The sequence below is a fragment of the Streptomyces niveiscabiei genome, from assembly GCF_033794345.1.
Lineage (GTDB): Bacteria > Actinomycetota > Actinomycetes > Streptomycetales > Streptomycetaceae > Streptomyces > Streptomyces niveiscabiei.
The window spans coordinates 136,756-156,909 of the sequence record NZ_JARAYJ010000018.1 but is presented as its reverse complement, the minus strand read 5'-3'; the positions used below and the strand labels follow the sequence as shown (position 1 = coordinate 156,909).

Here is a 20,154-nt window from a genome sequence, read left to right as displayed (position 1 = left end):
CGCGTACATTAATCTGCCGCCCATGGCGAACTCCCCTTCGGTCACCTCGCGTTGGTTACTGCCGGTCGTGCTCACCGTGCAGTTCCTGGTCTCCCTCGACCTCTCTGTCGTCAACGTCGCGCTCCCCGCGATCCGTGTGGGCCTCGGGTTCGGGGGCGGGGCGCTGTCCTGGGTCGTCAACGCGTACGCCCTCGCGTTCGGCGGGCTGCTGATGCTCGGCGGACGGCTCGCGGACGTGGTGGGGCGCAGGCGGGTGCTGATCGCCGGGTTCGCGGTGTTCGGGGGCGCGAGCCTCGGGGGCGGACTCGCCCTTGAGCCTTGGCAGTTGATCGCGGCGCGGGTCGTGCAGGGGGTCGGCGCGGCGGGTCTCGCGCCGGTCGCGCTCGCCCTCGTCACCGTCAACTTCCCCGCCGGTGCCGCGCGTTCGCGTGCGCTCGGGCTGTGGGGCGCGGCGGGGGCCGCCGGGGGAGCGGTGGGCGTGCTCGCCGGGGGGCTGCTCACGGACTGGGTGGGGTGGCGGGCGGTGATGCTCGTCAACGTGCCGGTGGTCCTGGGGGTGTTGGCCGTCGTACGGCGTGCCGTCCCCGCGGACGGGAGGACCGGAGGCGGGCGCCTGGACCTCGCGGGCGCGCTGCTGGTGACCGGGGGGACGGGGATGCTGGTCCTCGGATCGGTGCGCACCGAGACGTACGGGTGGGGGGACTGGCGTACGGCGGGGGGCGCCGGCCTCGGTCTCGTCCTGCTCGCCGGGTTCGTGGCCGCGGAGGCGCGGGTGCGGGAGCCGTTGCTGAGGCCCGGGCTCCTCAGGGGGCGGCCCGTTCTCGCGGCGAACGTCTTCACCCTGCTGCTCTCCGCCGGCCAGTTCGGCACGTTCTACTTCACGTCCCTCCACCTCCAGCAGGTCCGCGGCTACGGCCCCACCGCCACCGGCGTGTCCTTCCTCCCCTTCTGCGCGGCCATCGTGCTCGGTACGGCCCTGGCGCCGAGGCTCCTCGCCCGCTTCGGTGCCGGGCGCCTCATGCTCACCGGTGGGCTCCTCGGTGCGGCCGGCATCGCCCTCTTCGCCCTCACCGTCTCCCCCGACGGCACGTTCTGGCGCTCCGTCCTCCTTCCCCAACTCGTCGCCGGCCTCGGCATCGGCCTCTCCTTCGTCCCCTTGGGGAGCGCGGCGACGGAAGGGGTGCCCGCCGGGGAGACCGGCATGGCCTCCGGGCTCCTCAACAGTTCGCGGCAGGTGGGGGGTGCGGTGGGGCTGGCGGTGCTGGTCGGCGTGTCCGCGGGAGGGTTCGCCGCGGCGTACTGGGCAGCCGCCGGGGCGCTGGGGGCGGGGGCGGTGGCGGCGGGCCTGCTGTACCGGCCGTACCGGCGTGCTGGTCGTGGCGGCCGTAGCGGCCGTGGTGGCGGGAAAAAATTCTCCGGGATTCTCCGGTGAGCCTGTCGATGCGGGCGAGTCCTGTTCGACGTAGGTAGTGAGAGGCGGGGAACGGCCCCGCCCGCCGGACCCGGACAGGTCCGTACCCGAGGAGTCACCATGCCCCGTTACCTGTCGCTCGTGAAGATCGACGAGACCGCCGCCCCGGCGGAGGGTCCGAGCGAGGAGCTGATGCAGCGGATGGGCGAGCTGATCGAGGAGATCACCAAGGCGGGCGTCATGCTCGACACGGCCGGTCTGACGCCCACGGCCCAGGGGACCCGGGTCCGCTGGGAGGGCGGCAGGATCTCCGTCACGGACGGCCCCTTCACCGAGGCCAAGGAGGTCGTCGGCGGGTACGCGATCATGCAGTGCAAGGACAAGGCGGAGGCGCTGCACTGGGCGGAGCGGTTCCTGCGGGTGCACGAGGAGTACTGGACGGTGACGTGCGAGGTGCGGGAGATCGCGGAGGGCTGAGGCGGACGGCTACCGGCCGCCTCGGCGTCATACCCGTAGTACCCGTAGTACCCGTAGTACCCGTAGTACCCGTAGTACCCGTCACCCCCGTCCGTCCGGCGGATGTCAGTGCCGGGGTGTTCGATGGTGAGCTGTGGACACACAGCTCACCGACACCCCCCGCAACGCCGTCGAGACCGTCTTCCGGATCGAGTCCCCGCGGATCATCGCCGCCGTCACCCGGCTGGTCCGGGACGTGGGGATCGCCGAGGAACTCGCCCAGGACGCCCTCGTCGCAGCGCTGGAGCAGTGGCCGCGCGACGGCGTCCCCGACAACCCCGGCGCCTGGCTGACCGCGACCGCCAGGCGCCGCGCGGTGGACCTGATCCGCCGCCGCGAGGTGTACGCGCGCAAGCTCGCGGAGATCGGCCGGGACCTGTCGGAGACGGCCCCGCCGGCGTCGTACGAGTACGAGGAGGCCGACGACTTCGACGACGACGTCCTGAGGCTGGTCTTCATGGCCTGCCACCCCGTGCTGTCCCCGGAGTCCCGCACCACCCTGACCCTGCGACTGCTCGGCGGCCTCACCACCGCCGAGATCGCGCGGGCGTACCTCGCCCCGGAACCGACGATCGCGCAGCGCATCGTCCGGGCGAAACGCACCCTGGCGACCCGCAACATCGCCTTCGAGGTCCCCCACGGCCCCGACCGGGCCGCCCGCCTGGACTCCGTCCTGGACGTCATCTACCTGATCTTCAACGAGGGTTACGCCGCGACGGCGGGCGACGACTGGCTGCGCCCCGCCCTCTGCGAGGACGCCCTCCGCCTGGCCAGACGGCTCACCGCGCTGATGCCGGGGGAGCCCGAAGTCCACGCCCTGGCCTCCCTGTTGGAGTTCCAGGCGTCCCGCACCCCGGCCCGCACCGCCCCCGACGGTGCCCCCGTCCTCCTGCGCGACCAGGACCGCCACCGCTGGAACCGCCTCCTGCTCACCCGCGGCATCGAGGCCCTGTCCCGCGCCCGCGCCACGACGACCGGCGCCCCCGGCCGCTACACCCTCCAGGCGACGATCGCGGCCTGCCACGCCCACGCGACGACGTACGAGGACACCGACTGGCCGGCGATCACCCGCCTGTACGACGCACTGGCGGCCCGATTCCCCTCCCCGGTCGTCGAGTTGAACCGCGCGGTGGCCCTCTCGATGACAGCGGGCCCCGCCGCCGCCCTCACCCTCCTCGACACCCTCGCCACCGAACCCGCCCTGAAGGACTACCACTTGCTCCCCAGCGTCCGGGGCGACCTGCTGGAGCGGCTCGGCCGCACCGAGGAGGCGCGTGCCGAGTTCGACCGCGCGGCAGCCCTCGCGAGCAACGCGAGAGAACGGGCCCTGCTGCGCAGCCGCGCCACGAACTGACGTACCCCGAAGGGGGTTTCACCGGCCGCCCGCGCTGTCACAATCGGCGGAATGAGGGGGCATCTCGCACTGGACAGCGCGTCCGCGGTCACCGCCCTGGGCGGGATCCTCGTGGCGCTGATCGCGGCGGCGGTGGCGTTGTGGCAGGTGCGGCGGGCGCAACGGCTGGAGAGGGAGCGGATCCGGTGGGAGACGGATGCGCAGATGCGCTTGAAGGAGCAGGAGTGGGACCATGAACGCCAGTTGACGGAACGTGAGAGAAGAAGGGCCGAACGGGACGCGGCCCGCGAGGTCCAACAGGCGGCGGTCCGTGTCGCCGAGCACCGATCGACGCTGGAGGACGCGGCGGCCCTGTACTGCGCACGCCTCGTCCAGGAACTCTCCACCCTGAAGATCCTCGACATGTCGCGTCCGCTGCGGCTGGAGCGGCTGTATGTGCAGGTGGGGGTGCAGGAACAGCAGCCGCTGAGGTTCCTGTCGGCGGACGAACTGGACCGCGACCCCCCGCACTTGACGCCGGACCCGACCCACCCGTACCGCGAGGGCGCCACTCCTCGCGACGAAGTGCGCAATCGGGAGCGCCGCGCCCAAGCAGCCGCCCGCGCCGCTGCCGAAGCCCGCGCTACCGCCGTCCACACATACGCCCCGCTGGACGCCCTCACCCGCTATCGCCGCATCGTCGTCGTGGGCGATCCCGGCGCCGGCAAGACCACGATGCTCCGCCACCTCGCCCTGCGCCTGGCCACCACCTCACCCCAACTCCCGGCGTACGTAGAACTGTTCAGGTTCGTCGAGAGCCGACACCCCTCCCTCCTCGACTACTTGGCGGAGACCTGGTCCGATTACTACGGCTTCGACGACTCCCGCGACTACCTCACGGACAGACTCGCCGACGGCACCGCCGTGCTGCTCCTCGACGGCCTCGACGAAGTCCTCGGCGGCGAGAACGCCCAGGACGCCGAGACCGCGTACCGCAGGGTCACCGCCGAGATCGCCCGCCTCGCGACCCGCTTCCCGCGCGCCCTCATCGCCACGACCTGCCGCCGCCAGGGCTGGCGCGGCGGCCTCCCTCAGTTCCAGGTCCTGGAGGCCCTCGACTTCGAGTGGCCGCAGATCGAGACGTTCGTGGCGAACTGGTTCGGTACGACGGACCGCCGCCGCGCCGGCCTCGTCCGCGCCCTGTCGGCGAACGGCCGGCTCCAGACCCTCGCCGCGAACCCCCTGTTGCTCAGCCTCATCGCGATCGTCTACGAACGCGACCTCGAACTCCCCGAACGCCGGGCCGCGTTGTACCAGCGCTGCGTCGAAGTCCTGCTGCGCGAATGGGACGCGCACCGCGAGATCACCCGCTACAGCCGCTTCACCACGGACCGCAAACAGGACCTCCTCAAGGAACTCGCCCGCCACTACCACCAGCGCGGCCTGCGCTACTTCCCCGAGGACGACCTCCTCGACCAGATCGGCCGCTTCCTCCCCACGATCGACCTCGCCCCCGCCGACAGTCGCGCGATCCTCGACGAGATCAGCACCCAGTACGGCCTGCTGAAGCCGCAGGCCCACGGCTGGTACGGCTTCCTCCACCTCACGCTCCAGGAGCACTTCACGGCGGCTGCCCTCCTGGAACGAGGCGCGGAGGGCATCCGACAGGCGGTCGGCGCGCGGTACGACCCGTGGTGGGAGGAGGTGATCCTGCTGCTCGCGGGGGCGCTGCCGGACGCGACGCCGCTGCTGGCGGGGGTGTTGCAGCTAGGGGAGGGGCGGGATGTGAACTTGCTCGACCTGCCGGACGACGACTTCTTCCACACGGACTTGCTGCTCGCGGCTCGCTGTCTGACGGGGAGTCCGAGGGTGACGGACGTCGGGCTGCGGCGGCACATCGTGGACGCTGTATGGGTGTTGCTGGACCGGTCACCGTACGAGGACGATCAACGTCGGGCCGCCGAGGCGTTGGTGGGAGTGCTGCGGTCGGACGAGCAACTCGCCGATGTCATCGCGTACATCTGCGACATGCGGCGTTCGGACGAGGCGCGAATCGCGTTGGTCCAGGCGCTGGAGGCGCACGGCGGGCGGCAGGTGGGGGAGCGGTTGCTGGGGGCGTTCGGCTTGTGCCGGGGAGAGTTGAGGGATGCGTTGATCTCGGCATTGGGGACGCTGCGGGTGGAGAGGGCTGTGCGGGTGCTGCGGCAGGAACTGGATAAGGCGCTGGAAACGGCCACCATTTACCGGGTGGACGGTTCTCAGCATGCCGTGCGAGTTGCTTTGATCCTGCGCGCGCTCGGTCCGGAGCACACGCCGACCGCTCTCCTGCTGCGTGCGCTAGGAGTGTGCACGGGCCCGTACACCAACCCGGCCGCACTTGTGGTGCGTGAACTCCTCAAGGGCAGGGAGGAGTTCGGACTAGCCGAACGGCTCCTGAACCACCTCGACCTGCGCTGGTCGGACGACTACATCGCCCCGGCCTACCTTGACGCGGCTGGTGACGACGGCGTACGGGCCTTGCTCGACCGGATCCTCGCGGCCGGGATGAGAGGCGGCGGCGACCTCATGCGGGCCGTACGCGACCACGTCGCCGGGGGACACGGGCACGTCCACCGGGACGCGCTGCTCGACCTCGTCCACCGCAACACCGTGGACATCCAGGTCCGCATCCTCGCCCTGGAGGCCCTCGACCACTGCCCCGGCGACCCCGGTGCACTCGACGGACTCCTCGACCACAACGACATGCGGCTGCGGGCAGCCACCGCCGCGACGCTCGCCGTATGGGGTGCGCCGGCACGGCTCGACGTCATCCGAACGGCGATTCTCAGTAACCAGATGGTGCCCGGAGAGCAGGTGGACGGCTTCGTATGGGACCACAACCGGATCGTTACCGCGCTGATGCCGTATGGCCTCGACGCCCTCGTCGCCGACCTGCGCTCCGGCGTCGAACAGGGACGCTTCGGCGACGAGTCGTCGGCCCGCGCCTGGCTGTACGTCTTCTCCCCGGAGGACGAGGTCGACCATTACCTGTACCGGTTGCGTCTGGGCCGGTACCTAGGCTCTGACAGGCTCCCCGCCCGCGTCCCGTCCTCCCGGGTTGAGGCCGTCTTCCGCTTCTTCCAGGACAACCCGAGCGTGGCCAACTCGGCCTGGGGCGCCTACGATTCCCTCCTCGCCCGCACGGCCACCGCCGCCGAAACCCCCACCGCCGTCGCCTGGCTCGTCCGCTTCCTCCCCGGCGGCGACCTCGCAGGTGCCCACTTCCCCCAGGCCCACCACCACGCCTACGAGGCCGCCCGCCGCGCCCGCGTCCGCATCCTGCGCGACCGCACGATCCAGCCCGTCCCCGTCACACGGGACGCCCCACCAGCATCACCGGTGCCCCCGCCACCCGCGTGAGGAAAACGGTCGCCGAGTTCGGCCCCGCCAGCTTCACCTTCTTGCGCAACTCCTCCGGCTCCACCGCCGACCCCCGCTTCTTCACGGTCAGCACCCCCACCTCCCGCTCCCGCAGCAAGGCTCTCAACTTCTTGACATTGAAGGGCAGTTGGTCGGTGATCTCGTAGGCGGACGCGTACGGGGTGGAGCGCAGCTCGTCCGACGTGACGTACGCGATGGTCTCGTCGATGAGCCCGCCCCCGTCGAGCCCGGCGGCGACGTCGGCGACCAGGTGTGCGCGGATGACGGCGCCGTCGGGCTCGTACAGGTAACGCCCCACGGGCCGTACGGGCGGATTGGGCAGCCCGGCGCCCAGCAGGGTGTCCCCCTGGGGTAGCAGGGTGGCCCGTACCGCTCCGGGGGTAGTACCGAACCACACCACCGCTTCCTTGACGTCCCCGCCGTCCGAGATCCACTCCGCCTCGGCGTCCTCGGGGATCGCCTCGTGGGGGACACCGGGCGCGATCTTCAGGGCGGCGACCCGGGCCGTGCGGGCCGCGCCGATGGCCCAGGACAGCGGCGGCGAGTACGCCTCGGGGTCGAAGATCCGCCCCCGCCCGCCACGCCGGGCCGGATCGACGAACACGGCGTCGTACGGGGCCGTATCGACGTCGGCGACGTCCGCCTCCCGCACCTCGATGAGCTCCGCGAGCCCGAGCGCCTCGGCGTTGGCGCGGGCGACGGCGACGGTGTACGGGTCCCGGTCGACGGCCAGCACCCTGATCCCGGCGCGCGCGAGCGCGATCGCGTCGCCGCCGATCCCGCAGCACAGGTCGACGAGCGAGGCCACACCCAACTCCTTGAACCGCCGCGCGCGGTACGCGGCGACGCTGGTCCGCGTGGCCTGCTCGACCCCGTTCGGGGTGAAGAACATCCTCCCGGCGTCCTCGCTGCCGAACTTCGCGGCGGCCCGCCCCCGCAGCCGGGCCTGGCCCAGCGCCGCGGACACCAGCTCCGCCGGGTACGTCCGGCGCAGCCGGGTGGCGACGGCCAGCTCGTCACCGGGGGAGGTCCCCGCCACTTCGTCCAGAAGAGCGCGGCCTTGGGGGGTGAGGAGGGGTGCGAGGTCGTTCACCGGGTCATTGTCCACGGCCCGCACCACCCCCTGTACGCCACCCGAAGGATCGCCGCACCCCACCGGCGGTGTCGGCCGCTCCCCGCCCTCCTCGGCTGTAAAGATCCCCGACCATGGAACAAGTGCGACAAAAATACAAAAAGCGTACGTCGCAGGTGAACCGGATCCGGGGCGGGGTGACCGTCCTCGCGGTCGCCGCCATCGCGTCCGGGTGCGCGCAGGGCGAGCGGCCGGCGGGGGAGACCCGGCCGGCGGCAGGCCAGGAGGCGGGCGCGACCCCGGCCCGCCCGCCGATGTCGCCCGCCGAGAGGCTCCGCTCGGAGCAGGCGGCACGCGTCGCGGCGGCGAGGAAGTGGGGGCTGAAGAGGGTCCCGCTGACACCCCCGGCGCCGCCCGCGAAGAAGCCGGTGATCACGACGCGGGACGGTTTCGAGGTCGACGACCACGAGGAACTCGGCCTGCCGCCGGTCTTCACGACCATTCCCACCAAGGAGAAGGTCGTCTTCCTGACGATCGACGACGGCGCCGAGAAGGACCCCGCGTTCCTGCGGATGATGACCGAACTGAAGGTCCCGTACACCGCGTTCCTCTCCGACTACCTCGTCAAGGAGGACTACGGGTACTTCAAGAAGATGCAGGACGCGGGCGTCGTCCTGAACAACCACACCCTCCACCACCCGTACCTCCCCGGTATGTCGTACCAGCGGCAGAAGCGCGAGATCTGCGGCATGCAGGACGTCATCCAGAAGCGCTACGGCAAGCGCCCCCTCCTCTTTCGCCCCCCGTTCGGCAACTACAACCGCGACACCCTGCGCGCCGCGAAGGCGTGCGGCGTGAAGTACGCCCCACTCTGGGACGAGGAGGTCTTCGTCGACCACTGGGAGTACCGCGAGTGGGACCGCGACCTCCACCCCGGCGACATCGTCCTGAGCCACTTCCGGGGCCGGGACGACTGGAAGGGCACGATGCCCGACATGGTCCGCCGGTTCCTGAACATGGTCACCGAGAAGGGGTACGCCGTGGGACGCCTGGAGGACTACCTGTGAGAACGCGGGGGCTGGTGGTGGCCGTCCTGCTCGCGACCCTGACACTCGTCACCGGCTGCGCGCAGTCCGTCGACCCGATCGAACGCCTCGGCAAGAAGGCGGCGGAACGCGTCCACGGCTCCCGTCCGGGGGTCCCCGCGGGTACTACGGGTACTACGGGTCGTACGGGGCCCCCGGCAGGTACTACGGGTACTACGGGTGCCACCCCCGTACCCCCCTACCCCCCGGTCCTCGACCGCGTCCCCACCTCCGACCGCGTCGTCTTCCTCACCTACGACGACGGCGCCGAACGCGACCCCCGCTTCATCGACCTGGTCCGCGAACTCCGCCTCCCGGTCAGCATGTTCCTCACGGACAGCGTCGTCGGACCCGGCTACGGCCACTTCGCGCGCCTCCAGTCGGTCGGCGCCAACCTCCAGAACCACACCCTCCATCACGCCGCCCTGCGCGGCCTCCCCTACGCGGGGCAGCGCGCGGAGATCTGCGGCCAGCAGGACAAGCTCAGGTCCCGCTTCGGCCGGCGCCCCCGCTTCTTCCGCCCGCCCTACGGCACGTACGACGCGACGACCCTGCGCGCGGCGGCCGACTGCGGCGTCTCCGCCGTCGTCCTCTGGCGCGCCGCCATGACCCCCGGCGGGCTCGTCTACCCGCGCGGCTCCCACCACCTCCTGCCCGGCGACATCGTCGCGATGGACTCGGACGAGGCGGGCGGCCCGACGCTGAAGGACCGGACGGTACGGGTCCTGCGGGAGGCGCGGGAGAGGGGGCTGACGGTGGGGAGACTTGAGGACTACCTCTGAGGTACCACGGGGTGGATCTCGCCCTCCGCGCCGCATGGAATTAGCAGTCCGCTTGACCGAGTGCTAATCGCGGTCATAGTCTCAGGTCTGGCACTCCCCACTGGAGAGTGCCAACAACGCGACGGGCAGGTCCGGCACCCGCGACGACGGATCCACCTGGTCGCCACCTCAGACAGTTAACCCCGTGAGATCTCCGAAGGGGGAGGTCGGATCGTGACGACCGCCAGCTCCAAGGTTGCCATCAAGCCGCTTGAGGACCGCATCGTGGTCCAGCCGCTCGACGCCGAGCAGACCACGGCCTCCGGCCTGGTCATCCCGGACACCGCGAAGGAGAAGCCCCAGGAGGGCGCCGTCCTCGCCGTGGGCCCGGGCCGGTTCGAGAACGGCGAGCGCCTGCCGCTCGACGTGAAGGTCGGCGACATCGTGCTGTACAGCAAGTACGGCGGCACCGAGGTCAAGTACAACGGTGACGAGTACCTCGTCCTCTCGGCTCGCGACGTGCTCGCGATCATCGAGAAGTAGCACGACCTCAGGTTTTTCCAGCTGCGCCCCTGGCCCCGCGATCCCTTGAAGGAGCCGGGAGCCCGGGGCGCAGTGTTTTTTCACCCACAGATTTTCCGAGAGGGCACCCGCTGTCATGGCGAAGATCCTGAAGTTCGACGAGGACGCCCGTCGCGCCCTTGAGCGCGGCGTCAACAAGCTGGCCGACACGGTCAAGGTGACGATCGGCCCCAAGGGCCGCAACGTCGTCATCGACAAGAAGTTCGGCGCCCCGACCATCACCAACGACGGCGTGACCATCGCCCGTGAGGTCGAGATCGACGACCCGTACGAGAACCTCGGTGCCCAGCTGGTGAAGGAGGTGGCGACCAAGACCAACGACATCGCGGGTGACGGCACCACCACCGCCACCGTGCTCGCCCAGGCGCTCGTCCGCGAGGGTCTGAAGAACGTCGCGGCGGGTGCCTCCCCGGCGCTGCTGAAGAAGGGCATCGACGCGGCCGTCGCCGCCGTCTCCGAGGACCTCCTCGCGACCGCCCGCCCGATCGACGACAAGGCGGACATCGCCGCCGTCGCCGCGCTGTCCGCGCAGGACACGCAGGTCGGCGAGCTGATCGCCGAGGCGATGGACAAGGTCGGCAAGGACGGTGTCATCACCGTCGAGGAGTCCAACACCTTCGGTCTTGAGCTGGACTTCACCGAGGGCATGGCCTTCGACAAGGGCTACCTGTCGCCGTACTTCGTGACGGACCAGGAGCGCATGGAGGCGGTCCTGGAGGACCCCTACATCCTCATCAACCAGGGCAAGATCTCCTCCATCCAGGAGCTGCTGCCGCTGCTGGAGAAGGTCATCCAGGCCGGTGCCTCCAAGCCGCTGCTGATCATCGCCGAGGACGTCGAGGGCGAGGCGCTCTCCACGCTCGTCGTCAACAAGATCCGCGGCACGTTCAACGCCGTCGCCGTCAAGGCGCCCGGCTTCGGCGACCGCCGCAAGGCGATGCTCCAGGACATGGCGACGCTGACCGGCGCCGAGGTCATCTCCGAGGAGGTCGGCCTCAAGCTCGACCAGGTCGGCCTCGACGTGCTGGGCTCCGCCCGCCGCGTCACCATCACCAAGGACGACACCACGATCGTCGACGGTGCCGGTGACTCCTCCGCCGTCCAGGGCCGCGTCGCCCAGATCAAGGCCGAGATCGAGAACACGGACTCCGACTGGGACCGCGAGAAGCTCCAGGAGCGCCTCGCGAAGCTCGCCGGCGGCGTGTGCGTGATCAAGGTCGGCGCCGCGACCGAGGTCGAGCTCAAGGAGAAGAAGCACCGCCTGGAGGACGCGATCTCCGCGACCCGCGCCGCGGTCGAGGAGGGCATCGTCTCCGGCGGTGGCTCCGCGCTCGTCCACGCCGCGAAGGTCCTGGAGGGCGGCCTCGGCAAGACCGGCGACGAGGCCACCGGTGTCGCCGTCGTCCGCAAGGCCGTCGTCGAGCCGCTGCGCTGGATCGCCGAGAACGCCGGCCTGGAGGGCTACGTCATCACCTCCAAGGTCGCCGAGCTCGACAAGGGCCAGGGCTTCAACGCCGCGACCGGCGAGTACGGCGACCTGGTCAAGGCCGGCGTCATCGACCCGGTCAAGGTCACCCGCTCCGCCCTGGAGAACGCCGCCTCCATCGCCTCCCTCCTCCTCACGACCGAGACCCTGGTCGTCGAGAAGAAGGAAGAGGAGGAGCCGGCCGCGGCGGGCCACTCCCACGGCCACGCGCACTGACCTCTGAGCGCGGAGAAACCCGGCACCCTCTCGGGGGTGCCGGGTTTCCCCGTTCCCGGGCGCCGCGCGGCAGGCCGGGCGCGGCGGGGGCCGCTCACTGCGGCCCGTACTTGCGCCCCGTCTTCGAGGAGAGCCCGCTCAGCAGCCCGCGGGGAGTCACCTTGACGACGCCCATGAGGGCCTTGTAGCGGGGGTCGGGGATGGAGACGGTCTTGCCGCGGGCGAGGTCCTGCAACGCCTCCGCGACCAGTTTGTCCGCGTCCAGCCACATCCAGCCCGGGATGTTGTCCGTGCCCATGCCGGCACGCTCGTGGAACTCCGTGCGGACGAAGCCGGGGCACAGCGCCATCAGGCGTACGCCGCTGCCGGCGAGGTCCTTGGCCGCGCCCTGGGTGAACTGGACGACCCAGGCCTTGGAGGCGCCGTACGTGCCGCGGGGCAGGAACGCGGCGACCGAGGCGACGTTCACCACGCCCCCGCGCCGGCGCTCGCGCATCGCCTCGGCGGCGGCGGACGTGAGCCGCAGGACGGCCTCGCAGTGCACCTTGAGCATGGTCAGCTCGTCCGCCATGGAGACGTCGAGATAACGGCCCTTGTTGCCGAAACCGGCGTTGTTGACCAGCAGGTCGACGGGGTTCTTGCGGTCACCGAGCCGGGCGGCGACCGCCTCGATGCCGGCGTCCTCGGAGAGGTCCGCGGTGAGGACCTCCGCCTCGATGCCGTGCCGGTCGTGCAACTCCGTCGCCTGCTCGCGCAGCCGCTTCGTGTCGCGCGCCACCAGCACGAGGTTGTGCCCGTCGGCCGCCAGCCGCCGCGCGAACGCGGCACCGATCCCCGCGGTCGATCCCGTAATCAGAGCCGTTGTCATGGCAGAAGCGTAGGCGGCCACCGTGCGCGCGTCCGTATGCCCCAGGGGCTTTCCCGAGGGCTGAGAACCCCTCGGCAACGGCTCGGTGACACTCCCTCGGCCGCCCTGGACAAAACGCCCCTGACGTCGTTTCAGCCGCCGTTCCTCTCCACGTACTTCAGCGCCTGCGCCCTCCACTCCGGATGCAGCGCCTCGCCCGCCGCCAGCAGCCGCGGCAGCAGCTCCCGCTCGGTGGTGACCGCGCGGAACCCGACCGCCACCGTCACGTCGTGCCCCGGCCGGCGCACGATCTCCACCGGGTCGCCCGCGCGGATCTCACCCGGCTCGATCACCCGCAGATAGGCCCCCGGCGCCGCCTCGCGCGTGAACCGCTTGACCCACTGCGGCTCGCCCACATGGCCCTGGAAGGTGCGGCAGGGGATCCGCCCGGACGTGACCTCCAGGACCACCTCCGCGCCGACACGCCACCGCTCCCCGATCAGCGCCCCCGACACGTCCACCCCCTCGGTCGTGAGGTTCTCCCCGAACACCCCGGAGGCCAGCGGCCGGCCCAGCGCGCGCTCCCAGGCGTCGAGATCCTCCCGCGCGACCGCGTACACCGCCTGGTCGTCCCCGCCGTGGTGGCGCAGGTCCGCGATCTCGTCCCCGGCGAGCCCGCTCCCGCCGGTCCCCTTCGCCCCCGGCGCCGACACCCGCACCGGCCCCGCCACCGGGCGCTTGTCGATCCCGGTCAGGCCCTGCGGCTGATCGGTGTACGGCACGGCCGCCAGCCGCCCCAGGTTCACGGACAGAATCTTCATGTACGCACCGTAATCGAGCAGCCCTCAAAGAGTCGACATACTTTGGGCTGTCATACCCAAGAGCTACTTATGGCCACGGCTATGCTCGCCCCGTGATAGAGGCCCGCCATCTGCGTGTTCTGCGCGCCGTCGCCACCACCGGCTCCTTCTCCGCCGCGGGGCGCGAACTCGGCTGCACCCAGCCGGCCGTCAGCCAGCAGATGAAGGCGCTGGAGACCTCCGTCGGCACCCCGCTGCTGGTGCGCGGAGGCCGCGAGATGCGCCTCACCGAGGCGGGCGAGGCCCTGGTGCGGCACGCGTCCGGCATCCTCGCCGGGCTGACGGCCGCCGAGGAGGAGATCGCCGCGATCGCGGGCCTGCGCGCCGGCCGGGTCCGCCTGGTCTCCTTCCCCAGCACCAGTTCGACCCTCGTCCCCACCGCGCTGGCCGCCCTGCGCGCCGCCCACCCCGGCACCCGCGTCTTCCTGGAGGAGGCCGAACCCCCGCGCTCGGTCACCCTCCTGCGCGAGGGCGACTGCGACGTGGCGCTCGCCTTCCGGTACGAGAGCCCCCGAGGCACGGCGGCCGACGCCGAAGAGTGGGCCGACCTCGTCGTACGGCCCCTGCTGACCGACCGGCTCGTCGCCCTCGTGCCCGAACGGCATCCCCTCGCGCGCGCGGCGGCCGTCGGGATCGCCGATCTCGCGCGCGAGCCCTGGATCGCGGGCTGTCCGCGCTGCCGGCGTCAGCTGGTCGAGGTGTGCGAGGGCGCCGGGTTCACCCCGCGCATCGACTTCGCGACCGACGACCATCCGGCGGTCGTCGGCCTGGTCGCGGCGGGGCTCGGGGTCGCCGTACTGCCCCGGCTGGCCCTGGAGTCCGTACGCCCGCGCGGTGTGCGCACGCTGGTGCTGGAGCCGGCCGTCCGGCGCGAGGTCGTCGCCCTCACGCTGCCCGACCTCGCGCGCGTGCCCGCGGTGGCGGCGACGCTGGCGGAGCTGGAGCGGGCCGCCGTACGGCAGTGAGAGGCCGGGGCGCGCGTGTGCGTGCCCCGGCCTCAGGCGGTGCCCCTTCCGGTGGTGGCCCTTCTGCTAGGAGAAACGTTCCTTCATGTGTTCGAAACGGCGGCCGTCTCGACCGACGCCGTGACGAGGCGGCCTCGTGCCCGCCCCATCAGTTCCTCGCGCTCGTCCTCGGTCAGTCCGCCCCACACGCCGTACGGCTCACGCACCGCCAGTGCGTGCGCCGCGCACTGCGCGCGGACCGGACACCTCATGCAGACCTCCTTGGCCGAGTTCTCGCGAGCGCTCCTGGCTGCCCCGCGCTCGCCCTCAGGGTGGAAGAAGAGCGAGCTGTCGACCCCGCGGCAGGCAGCGAGGAGCTGCCAGTCCCACAGGTCCGCGTTCGGTCCGGGAAGGCGGGAGAAATCTGCCATTACGTGACCCCTTGTAGCCGTGCTGAGCGGATACGGTGCCCACGACCGTACAACTACGATCTAAGGAGATGAAAATATGACTCATTGGGAATCTAGCCCTAGACACCACCTCAAGGGAAGAAATGGGTCTAAATGGGGCACTGGTTGTGATGAAACGGCGAGGGTCCGTTGCGCCGTCTCCACCGTCCGAGCACCCTCACGTAGAGTGCCGAAGAGGCTACGCAGCCCCGTAACTCTTTCGAGTGACCGTCGTTGAGAGTGCGGAGGCGGTTGAAAACACAAAAGCTCGGGCAGATGTCCGAGCCGGTCGACCGCACAGGTGAATACGTACCAGCCTGGAGGCACAAGGTGACGCGCATCAGCTGCGGAGGGCGGCCATGACATCCGTCCTCGTCTGCGACGACTCCCCGCTTGCCCGAGAGGCGCTGCGCCGCGCGGTCGCGACCGTGCCCGGCGTCGAGCGCGTGACGACCGCGGCCAACGGCGAGGAAGTCCTCCGCCGCTGGGGCGCGGACCGCTCGGACCTGATCCTGATGGACGTACGCATGCCCGGCCTGGGCGGCGTCGAGACCGTACGGCGGCTGCTGTCCGCCGACCCCGGTGCGCGCATCATCATGCTCACCGTCGCCGAGGACCTGGACGGCGTGGCCCTCGCGGTCGCCGCCGGGGCCCGCGGCTACCTGCACAAGGACGCGTCCCGCGCGGAACTGCGCGCGACCGTCACGCAGGCCCTCGCCGACCCGACCTGGCGGCTCGCCCCGCGCCGGCTCAGGTCCGCCGAGATGGGCGCCGCGCCGACGCTCACCGCGCGCGAGATCCAGGTGCTCGAAGGGATGAGCCACGGGCGGTCCAACGCGGAGATCGGGCGCGAGCTGTTCCTGTCCGAGGACACCGTCAAGACGCACGCGCGCCGGCTGTTCAAGAAGCTGGGCGCGTCCGACCGGGCGCACGCGGTGGCCCTCGGGTTCCGGTGGGGGCTCGTCCGCTGAGAGCCGCGCCGACGGTGCCGGACACCCGCGCGGGAACCCCGTCCCGGGAGTCATCTTGGACACATTCCCAGTGCGTTCGCGGCGGCTGTCGTCTCCTCACTCTCCGCTGGTGGGTGGGGTGGTGGGAGCCCGCGGACGCCGGTCACCCGGGTCGGCCTTCCGGAGGCGCGCTGCTCGTTTCGGCGGGGATGCCGCATGCTTGAGGTGTGGAGTTCCTCGGGGACGAGTCGGCCGAGCGGGAGGGGAGGGCGCGGGGTATGAGTTCCGGCGCACCTGCTCATAACGCTTCGGTGCACAACGAAGGACACGGCGCCACGGACGAGACGGCCTCGGTGCACCATGGACCGATGCGTGATGACGAGGCGGTCCGTGCCCAGGGAACGATCGGCTCCCTCGTCCATCGCGCGGTGGACGGCGACGAGCAGGCGACCCACGACCTGCTCGCCCACGTCCACCCCCTGGCCCTGCGCTACTGCCGTACGCGCCTGTCGCGCCTGCCCGGGGACGCGCGGCACTTCGTGGAGGACCTCGCGCAGGAGGTCTGCGTGGCCGTCCTCCTCGCCCTGCCGCGCTACCGGGACACCGGGCGCCCCTTCGAGGCGTTCGTCTTCGCCATCGCCGCCCACAAGGTCGCCGACCTCCAGCGTGCCGCCATGCGCCACCCCGGCTCCACGGCCGTCCCCTCGGACGAGATGCCGGAGCGGCCCGACGACTCCCTCGGCCCCGAGGAGCGCGCCCTGCTCAGCAGCGACGCCGCCTGGGCCAAGAAACTCCTCGCCAACCTCCCCGAGAACCAGCGCGAACTGCTCCTGCTGCGGATCGCCGTGGGGCTGACGGCGGAGGAGACCGGACAGATGCTCGGCATGTCGCCCGGCGCGGTCCGGGTGGCCCAGCACCGCGCGCTCAGCAGGCTGCGGGCGCTGGCGGAACAGTGACGACGGTAAGGGGCGTGCTCCAGGGCGACGCCCCTTACCTGTCGAGCGGCGCCCGCGCGCGGACGGTGCCCCGGCTGAACAGGGCGCCCCTCCGTTCCGTACGAACATACGAAGCCCGAGGTCACCTCGTACCGTGGAATTTGCGGCCCCTGCTTCCCGTTAGCATGGACATCCGCACCGATCAAGGCCATTTGGGGAAGGTGTCATGACTGCCAACGTCGACGGAGTGCCCGGCAAGTTCGCGACTCTCGGGTTGACCTACGACGACGTGCTGCTGCTGCCGGGAGCCTCCGAGGTCCTCCCGAACGCGGTCGACACCTCGTCCCGCGTGTCCCGCAACGTCCGGGTGAACATCCCCCTGCTGTCGGCCGCCATGGACAAGGTCACCGAGTCCCGCATGGCCATCGCCATGGCCCGCCTCGGCGGCGTCGGCGTGCTGCACCGCAACCTGTCCGTCGAGGACCAGGTCAACCAGGTCGACCTCGTGAAGCGCTCCGAGTCCGGCATGGTCTCCGACCCGATCACGGTCAACCCGGAGGCGACCCTCGCCGAGGCCGACGCCCTGTGCGCGAAGTTCCGCATCAGCGGCGTCCCGGTCACCGACCCCGCCGGCAAGCTCCTGGGCATCGTCACCAACCGCGACATGGCCTTCGAGAGCGACCGCGCCCGCCAGGTCCGCGAGGTCATGACCCCGATGCCGCTGGTCACCGGCCACGTCGGCATCTCCGGCGGCGACGCGATGGAACTCCTGCGCCGCCACAAGATCGAGAAGCTGCCCCTCGTCGACGACGCGGGCGTCCTCAAGGGCCTCATCACCGTCAAGGACTTCGTCAAGGCGGAGAAGTACCCGAACGCCGCCAAGGACGCCGACGGCCGCCTCATCGTCGGCGCCGCCGTGGGCGCCTCCCCCGAGGCCCTGGAGCGCGCCCAGGCGCTCGCCGAGGCCGGCGTGGACTTCCTGGTCGTCGACACCTCCCACGGCCACAACAGCAACGCCCTGAGCTGGATGGCGAAGATCAAGTCCAGCGTGAACGTCGACGTCATCGGCGGCAACGTCGCCACCCGCGACGGCGCACAGGCCCTCATCGACGCCGGTGTCGACGGCATCAAGGTCGGCGTCGGACCCGGCTCGATCTGCACCACGCGCGTGGTCGCCGGTATCGGTGTCCCGCAGGTCACCGCCATCTACGAGGCGTCCCTCGCCGCCCGCGCGGCAGGCATCCCGCTCATCGGCGACGGCGGCCTCCAGTACTCCGGCGACATCGGCAAGGCCCTCGCCGCCGGCGCCGACACCGTCATGCTGGGCTCGCTCCTCGCGGGCTGCGAGGAGTCCCCGGGCGAGCTCCAGTTCATCAACGGCAAGCAGTTCAAGTCCTACCGGGGCATGGGCTCGCTCGGCGCCATGCAGTCGCGCGGCCAGGGCAAGTCGTACTCCAAGGACCGCTACTTCCAGGCCGAGGTCGCCTCCGACGACAAGCTCGTCCCCGAGGGCATCGAGGGCCAGGTGCCCTACCGGGGCCCGCTCTCCAGCGTCCTGCACCAGCTCGTCGGCGGCCTGCGCCAGACCATGGGCTACGTGGGTGCCGCCACCATCGACGAGATGGAGTCCAAGGGCCGCTTCGTACGGATCACCTCGGCCGGTCTGAAGGAGTCGCACCCGCACGACATCCAGATGACCGTCGAGGCGCCGAACTACAGCCGCAAGTAAAGCTCCACGCGCGCGTGAAGCCCGACAAAGGCGGTCCCGGGAACTCCGGGGCCGCCTTTGTCATACCCGTCGGGGATACTGGGAGGCGCTGCAACGCAACAGGGAAAGGCCACAGACGTGACTGAGATCGAGATCGGGCGCGGCAAGCGCGGGCGGCGGGCGTACGCCTTCGACGACATCGCCGTCGTCCCCAGCCGCCGTACGCGGGACCCGAAGGAGGTCTCGATCGCCTGGCAGATCGACGCCTACCGCTTCGAGCTGCCCTTCCTGGCCGCCCCCATGGACTCGGTCGTCTCCCCGGCCACCGCGATCCGCATCGGCGAGCTGGGCGGCCTCGGCGTCCTCAACCTCGAAGGGCTCTGGACGCGCTACGAGGACCCGCAGCCGCTGCTCGACGAGGTCACCGAGCTGCCCTCCGAGCAGGCCACGCGCCGCCTCCAGGAGATCTACGCCGCGCCGATCAAGGAAGAGCTGATCGGCCGCCGCATCAAGGAGGTGCGCGACGCGGGCGTGGTCACCGCCGCCGCGCTCTCCCCGCAGCGCACGGCCCAGTTCTCCAAGGCCGTCGTCGACGCGGGCGTCGACATCTTCGTCATCCGGGGCACGACGGTCTCCGCCGAGCACGTCTCCGGGTCGCACGAACCGCTCAACCTCAAGCAGTTCATCTACGAACTCGACGTCCCCGTGATCGTCGGCGGCTGCGCGACGTACACGGCCGCGCTGCACCTCATGCGCACGGGCGCGGCGGGCGTCCTCGTCGGCTTCGGCGGCGGCGCGGCGCACACCACGCGCAACGTGCTCGGCATCCGCGTCCCGATGGCCACCGCCGTCGCGGACGTCGCCGCCGCGCGCCGGGACTACATGGACGAGTCCGGCGGGCGGTACGTCCACGTCATCGCCGACGGCGGGGTCGGCTCGTCCGGCGACCTGCCCAAGGCGATCGCCTGCGGCGCCGACGCCGTCATGATGGGCTCCCCGCTCGCGCGCGCCACCGACGCGCCCGGCAAGGGGCACCACTGGGGCATGGAGGCCGTCAACGAGGAGCTGCCGCGCGGCAAGAAGGTCGACCTCGGGACCGTCGGCACCGTCGAGGAGGTCCTCACCGGGCCGTCCCACACGCCCGACGGGTCCATGAACTTCTTCGGCGCGCTGCGCAGGGCCATGGCGACGACCGGGTACAGCGAGCTGAAGGAATTCCAGCGGGTCGAGGTCGTGGTCGCGGATTCGCAGGATCGGCGGTAGTCGGTCGTACGACGCTTGAAGGGGCCGGTTGCCGCGGGTGCGGTGATCGGCTCCTTTTCGTTTTTCTTGAGGCTTTTGGTGGGGGCGCGCGAGGTGAGGTGGGGGGCGTGCGGTGGTGAACGGGGTTTGAGGGAAGGTTTCTGCTGATCGTCGGGCGATAGCGTCCTTCTCGTGGCGCCCAGGTTTTCTGGTAGCGCCCCCTTCCAAGGACTTGATCCGGACCCCGTCCCCTCGGGGCCCGGCCCGATTCCAGACGAGCCGCTCTACCGGGCTATCGGGCGGCGTCGTGGAAGGGGGCGCCCATGGGACGCCATCG

At 71.1% G+C, this 20,154-nt stretch carries 17 protein-coding genes; 13 read left to right on the top strand and 4 right to left on the bottom strand.

Features of this window, described 5'->3' with window-relative positions; all coding sequences use genetic code 11:
- Positions 1–22: 22 nt before the first annotated feature.
- The 4 genes from PV682_RS24600 to PV682_RS24585 all read left to right on the top strand — a co-directional run bounded on the left by PV682_RS24600 (position 23) and on the right by PV682_RS24585 (position 6,659).
- Positions 23–1,432, top strand: a complete 1,410-nt coding sequence (locus PV682_RS24600) for an MFS transporter (RefSeq protein WP_319733363.1) — start codon at positions 23–25, stop codon at positions 1,430–1,432.
- A 99-nt stretch (positions 1,433–1,531) separates the two neighbouring features.
- Positions 1,532–1,888 (top strand): YciI family protein, encoded by a 357-nt coding sequence (locus PV682_RS24595; RefSeq protein ID WP_319733361.1) that lies wholly within the window; start codon positions 1,532–1,534, stop codon positions 1,886–1,888.
- A 133-nt stretch (positions 1,889–2,021) separates the two neighbouring features.
- The gene (locus tag PV682_RS24590; protein ID WP_319733359.1) at positions 2,022–3,281 is read left to right on the top strand and encodes an RNA polymerase sigma factor; all 1,260 of its coding nucleotides are present in this window, start codon (positions 2,022–2,024) and stop codon (positions 3,279–3,281) included.
- Positions 3,282–3,332: 51 nt separating this feature from the next.
- Positions 3,333–6,659 carry an NACHT domain-containing protein gene (locus PV682_RS24585; protein WP_319733357.1) on the top strand — a complete coding sequence of 1,109 codons (3,327 nt, stop codon included), beginning with the start codon at positions 3,333–3,335 and terminating at the stop codon, positions 6,657–6,659.
- On the opposite strand, the gene PV682_RS24580 is transcribed toward PV682_RS24585, so the two are convergent.
- Entirely contained in the window at positions 6,610–7,773 is a 1,164-nt protein-coding gene (locus PV682_RS24580; protein ID WP_407705733.1) for a class I SAM-dependent methyltransferase, read from the bottom strand. The two genes, PV682_RS24585 and PV682_RS24580, sit on opposite strands and share 50 nt — an antisense overlap.
- Positions 7,774–7,886: 113 nt before the next feature.
- On the opposite strand from PV682_RS24580, the gene PV682_RS24575 reads away from it, so the two are divergent.
- The 4 genes from PV682_RS24575 (at position 7,887) to groL (ending at position 11,882) form a co-directional block, all read left to right on the top strand.
- Complete coding sequence (locus PV682_RS24575) at positions 7,887–8,819, top strand: polysaccharide deacetylase family protein (RefSeq protein WP_407705732.1); 933 nt, start codon at positions 7,887–7,889, stop codon at positions 8,817–8,819.
- The gene (locus tag PV682_RS24570) at positions 8,816–9,619 is read left to right on the top strand and encodes a polysaccharide deacetylase family protein (protein WP_319733352.1); all 804 of its coding nucleotides are present in this window, start codon (positions 8,816–8,818) and stop codon (positions 9,617–9,619) included. Before PV682_RS24575 ends, PV682_RS24570 begins: the two co-directional genes overlap by 4 nt.
- A 213-nt stretch (positions 9,620–9,832) precedes the next feature.
- The gene (gene groES, locus PV682_RS24565; protein ID WP_018543953.1) at positions 9,833–10,141 is read left to right on the top strand and encodes a co-chaperone GroES; all 309 of its coding nucleotides are present in this window, start codon (positions 9,833–9,835) and stop codon (positions 10,139–10,141) included.
- 115 nt (positions 10,142–10,256) lie between these two features.
- Positions 10,257–11,882, top strand: a complete 1,626-nt coding sequence (gene groL, locus PV682_RS24560) for a chaperonin GroEL (RefSeq protein WP_319733348.1) — start codon at positions 10,257–10,259, stop codon at positions 11,880–11,882.
- A 94-nt stretch (positions 11,883–11,976) separates the two neighbouring features.
- Here the strand turns inward: groL and PV682_RS24555 are convergent, their stop codons facing one another.
- Entirely contained in the window at positions 11,977–12,750 is a 774-nt protein-coding gene (locus PV682_RS24555) for an SDR family NAD(P)-dependent oxidoreductase (RefSeq protein WP_055720357.1), read from the bottom strand.
- Positions 12,751–12,881: 131 nt separating this feature from the next.
- On the bottom strand, positions 12,882–13,550 hold the full coding sequence (locus PV682_RS24550; protein WP_319733345.1) for an MOSC domain-containing protein: 669 nt from the start codon (positions 13,548–13,550) through the stop codon (positions 12,882–12,884).
- 92 nt (positions 13,551–13,642) lie between these two features.
- On the opposite strand from PV682_RS24550, the gene PV682_RS24545 reads away from it, so the two are divergent.
- Complete coding sequence (locus tag PV682_RS24545; RefSeq protein WP_319733343.1) at positions 13,643–14,554, top strand: LysR family transcriptional regulator; 912 nt, start codon at positions 13,643–13,645, stop codon at positions 14,552–14,554.
- An 83-nt stretch (positions 14,555–14,637) separates the two neighbouring features.
- Here PV682_RS24545 and PV682_RS24540 read toward each other — a convergent pair whose 3' ends face one another.
- Positions 14,638–14,964 (bottom strand): WhiB family transcriptional regulator, encoded by a 327-nt coding sequence (locus tag PV682_RS24540; protein WP_055720344.1) that lies wholly within the window; start codon positions 14,962–14,964, stop codon positions 14,638–14,640.
- Between the two features lie 377 nt (positions 14,965–15,341).
- Between PV682_RS24540 and PV682_RS24535 the strand changes: the two genes are divergently transcribed.
- From PV682_RS24535 to PV682_RS24520, 4 genes are all read left to right on the top strand, one after another.
- Positions 15,342–15,953: a response regulator transcription factor gene (locus tag PV682_RS24535; RefSeq protein WP_003948568.1), complete on the top strand. Its 612-nt coding sequence runs from the start codon at positions 15,342–15,344 to the stop codon at positions 15,951–15,953.
- Positions 15,954–16,300: 347 nt separating this feature from the next.
- On the top strand, positions 16,301–16,888 hold the full coding sequence (locus PV682_RS24530; RefSeq protein WP_010351757.1) for a sigma-70 family RNA polymerase sigma factor: 588 nt from the start codon (positions 16,301–16,303) through the stop codon (positions 16,886–16,888).
- 205 nt (positions 16,889–17,093) lie between these two features.
- Positions 17,094–18,596 (top strand): IMP dehydrogenase, encoded by a 1,503-nt coding sequence (gene guaB, locus PV682_RS24525; protein ID WP_319733340.1) that lies wholly within the window; start codon positions 17,094–17,096, stop codon positions 18,594–18,596.
- 117 nt (positions 18,597–18,713) lie between these two features.
- Positions 18,714–19,838 (top strand): GuaB3 family IMP dehydrogenase-related protein, encoded by a 1,125-nt coding sequence (locus PV682_RS24520; RefSeq protein ID WP_319733338.1) that lies wholly within the window; start codon positions 18,714–18,716, stop codon positions 19,836–19,838.
- Positions 19,839–20,154 lie beyond the last annotated feature (316 nt).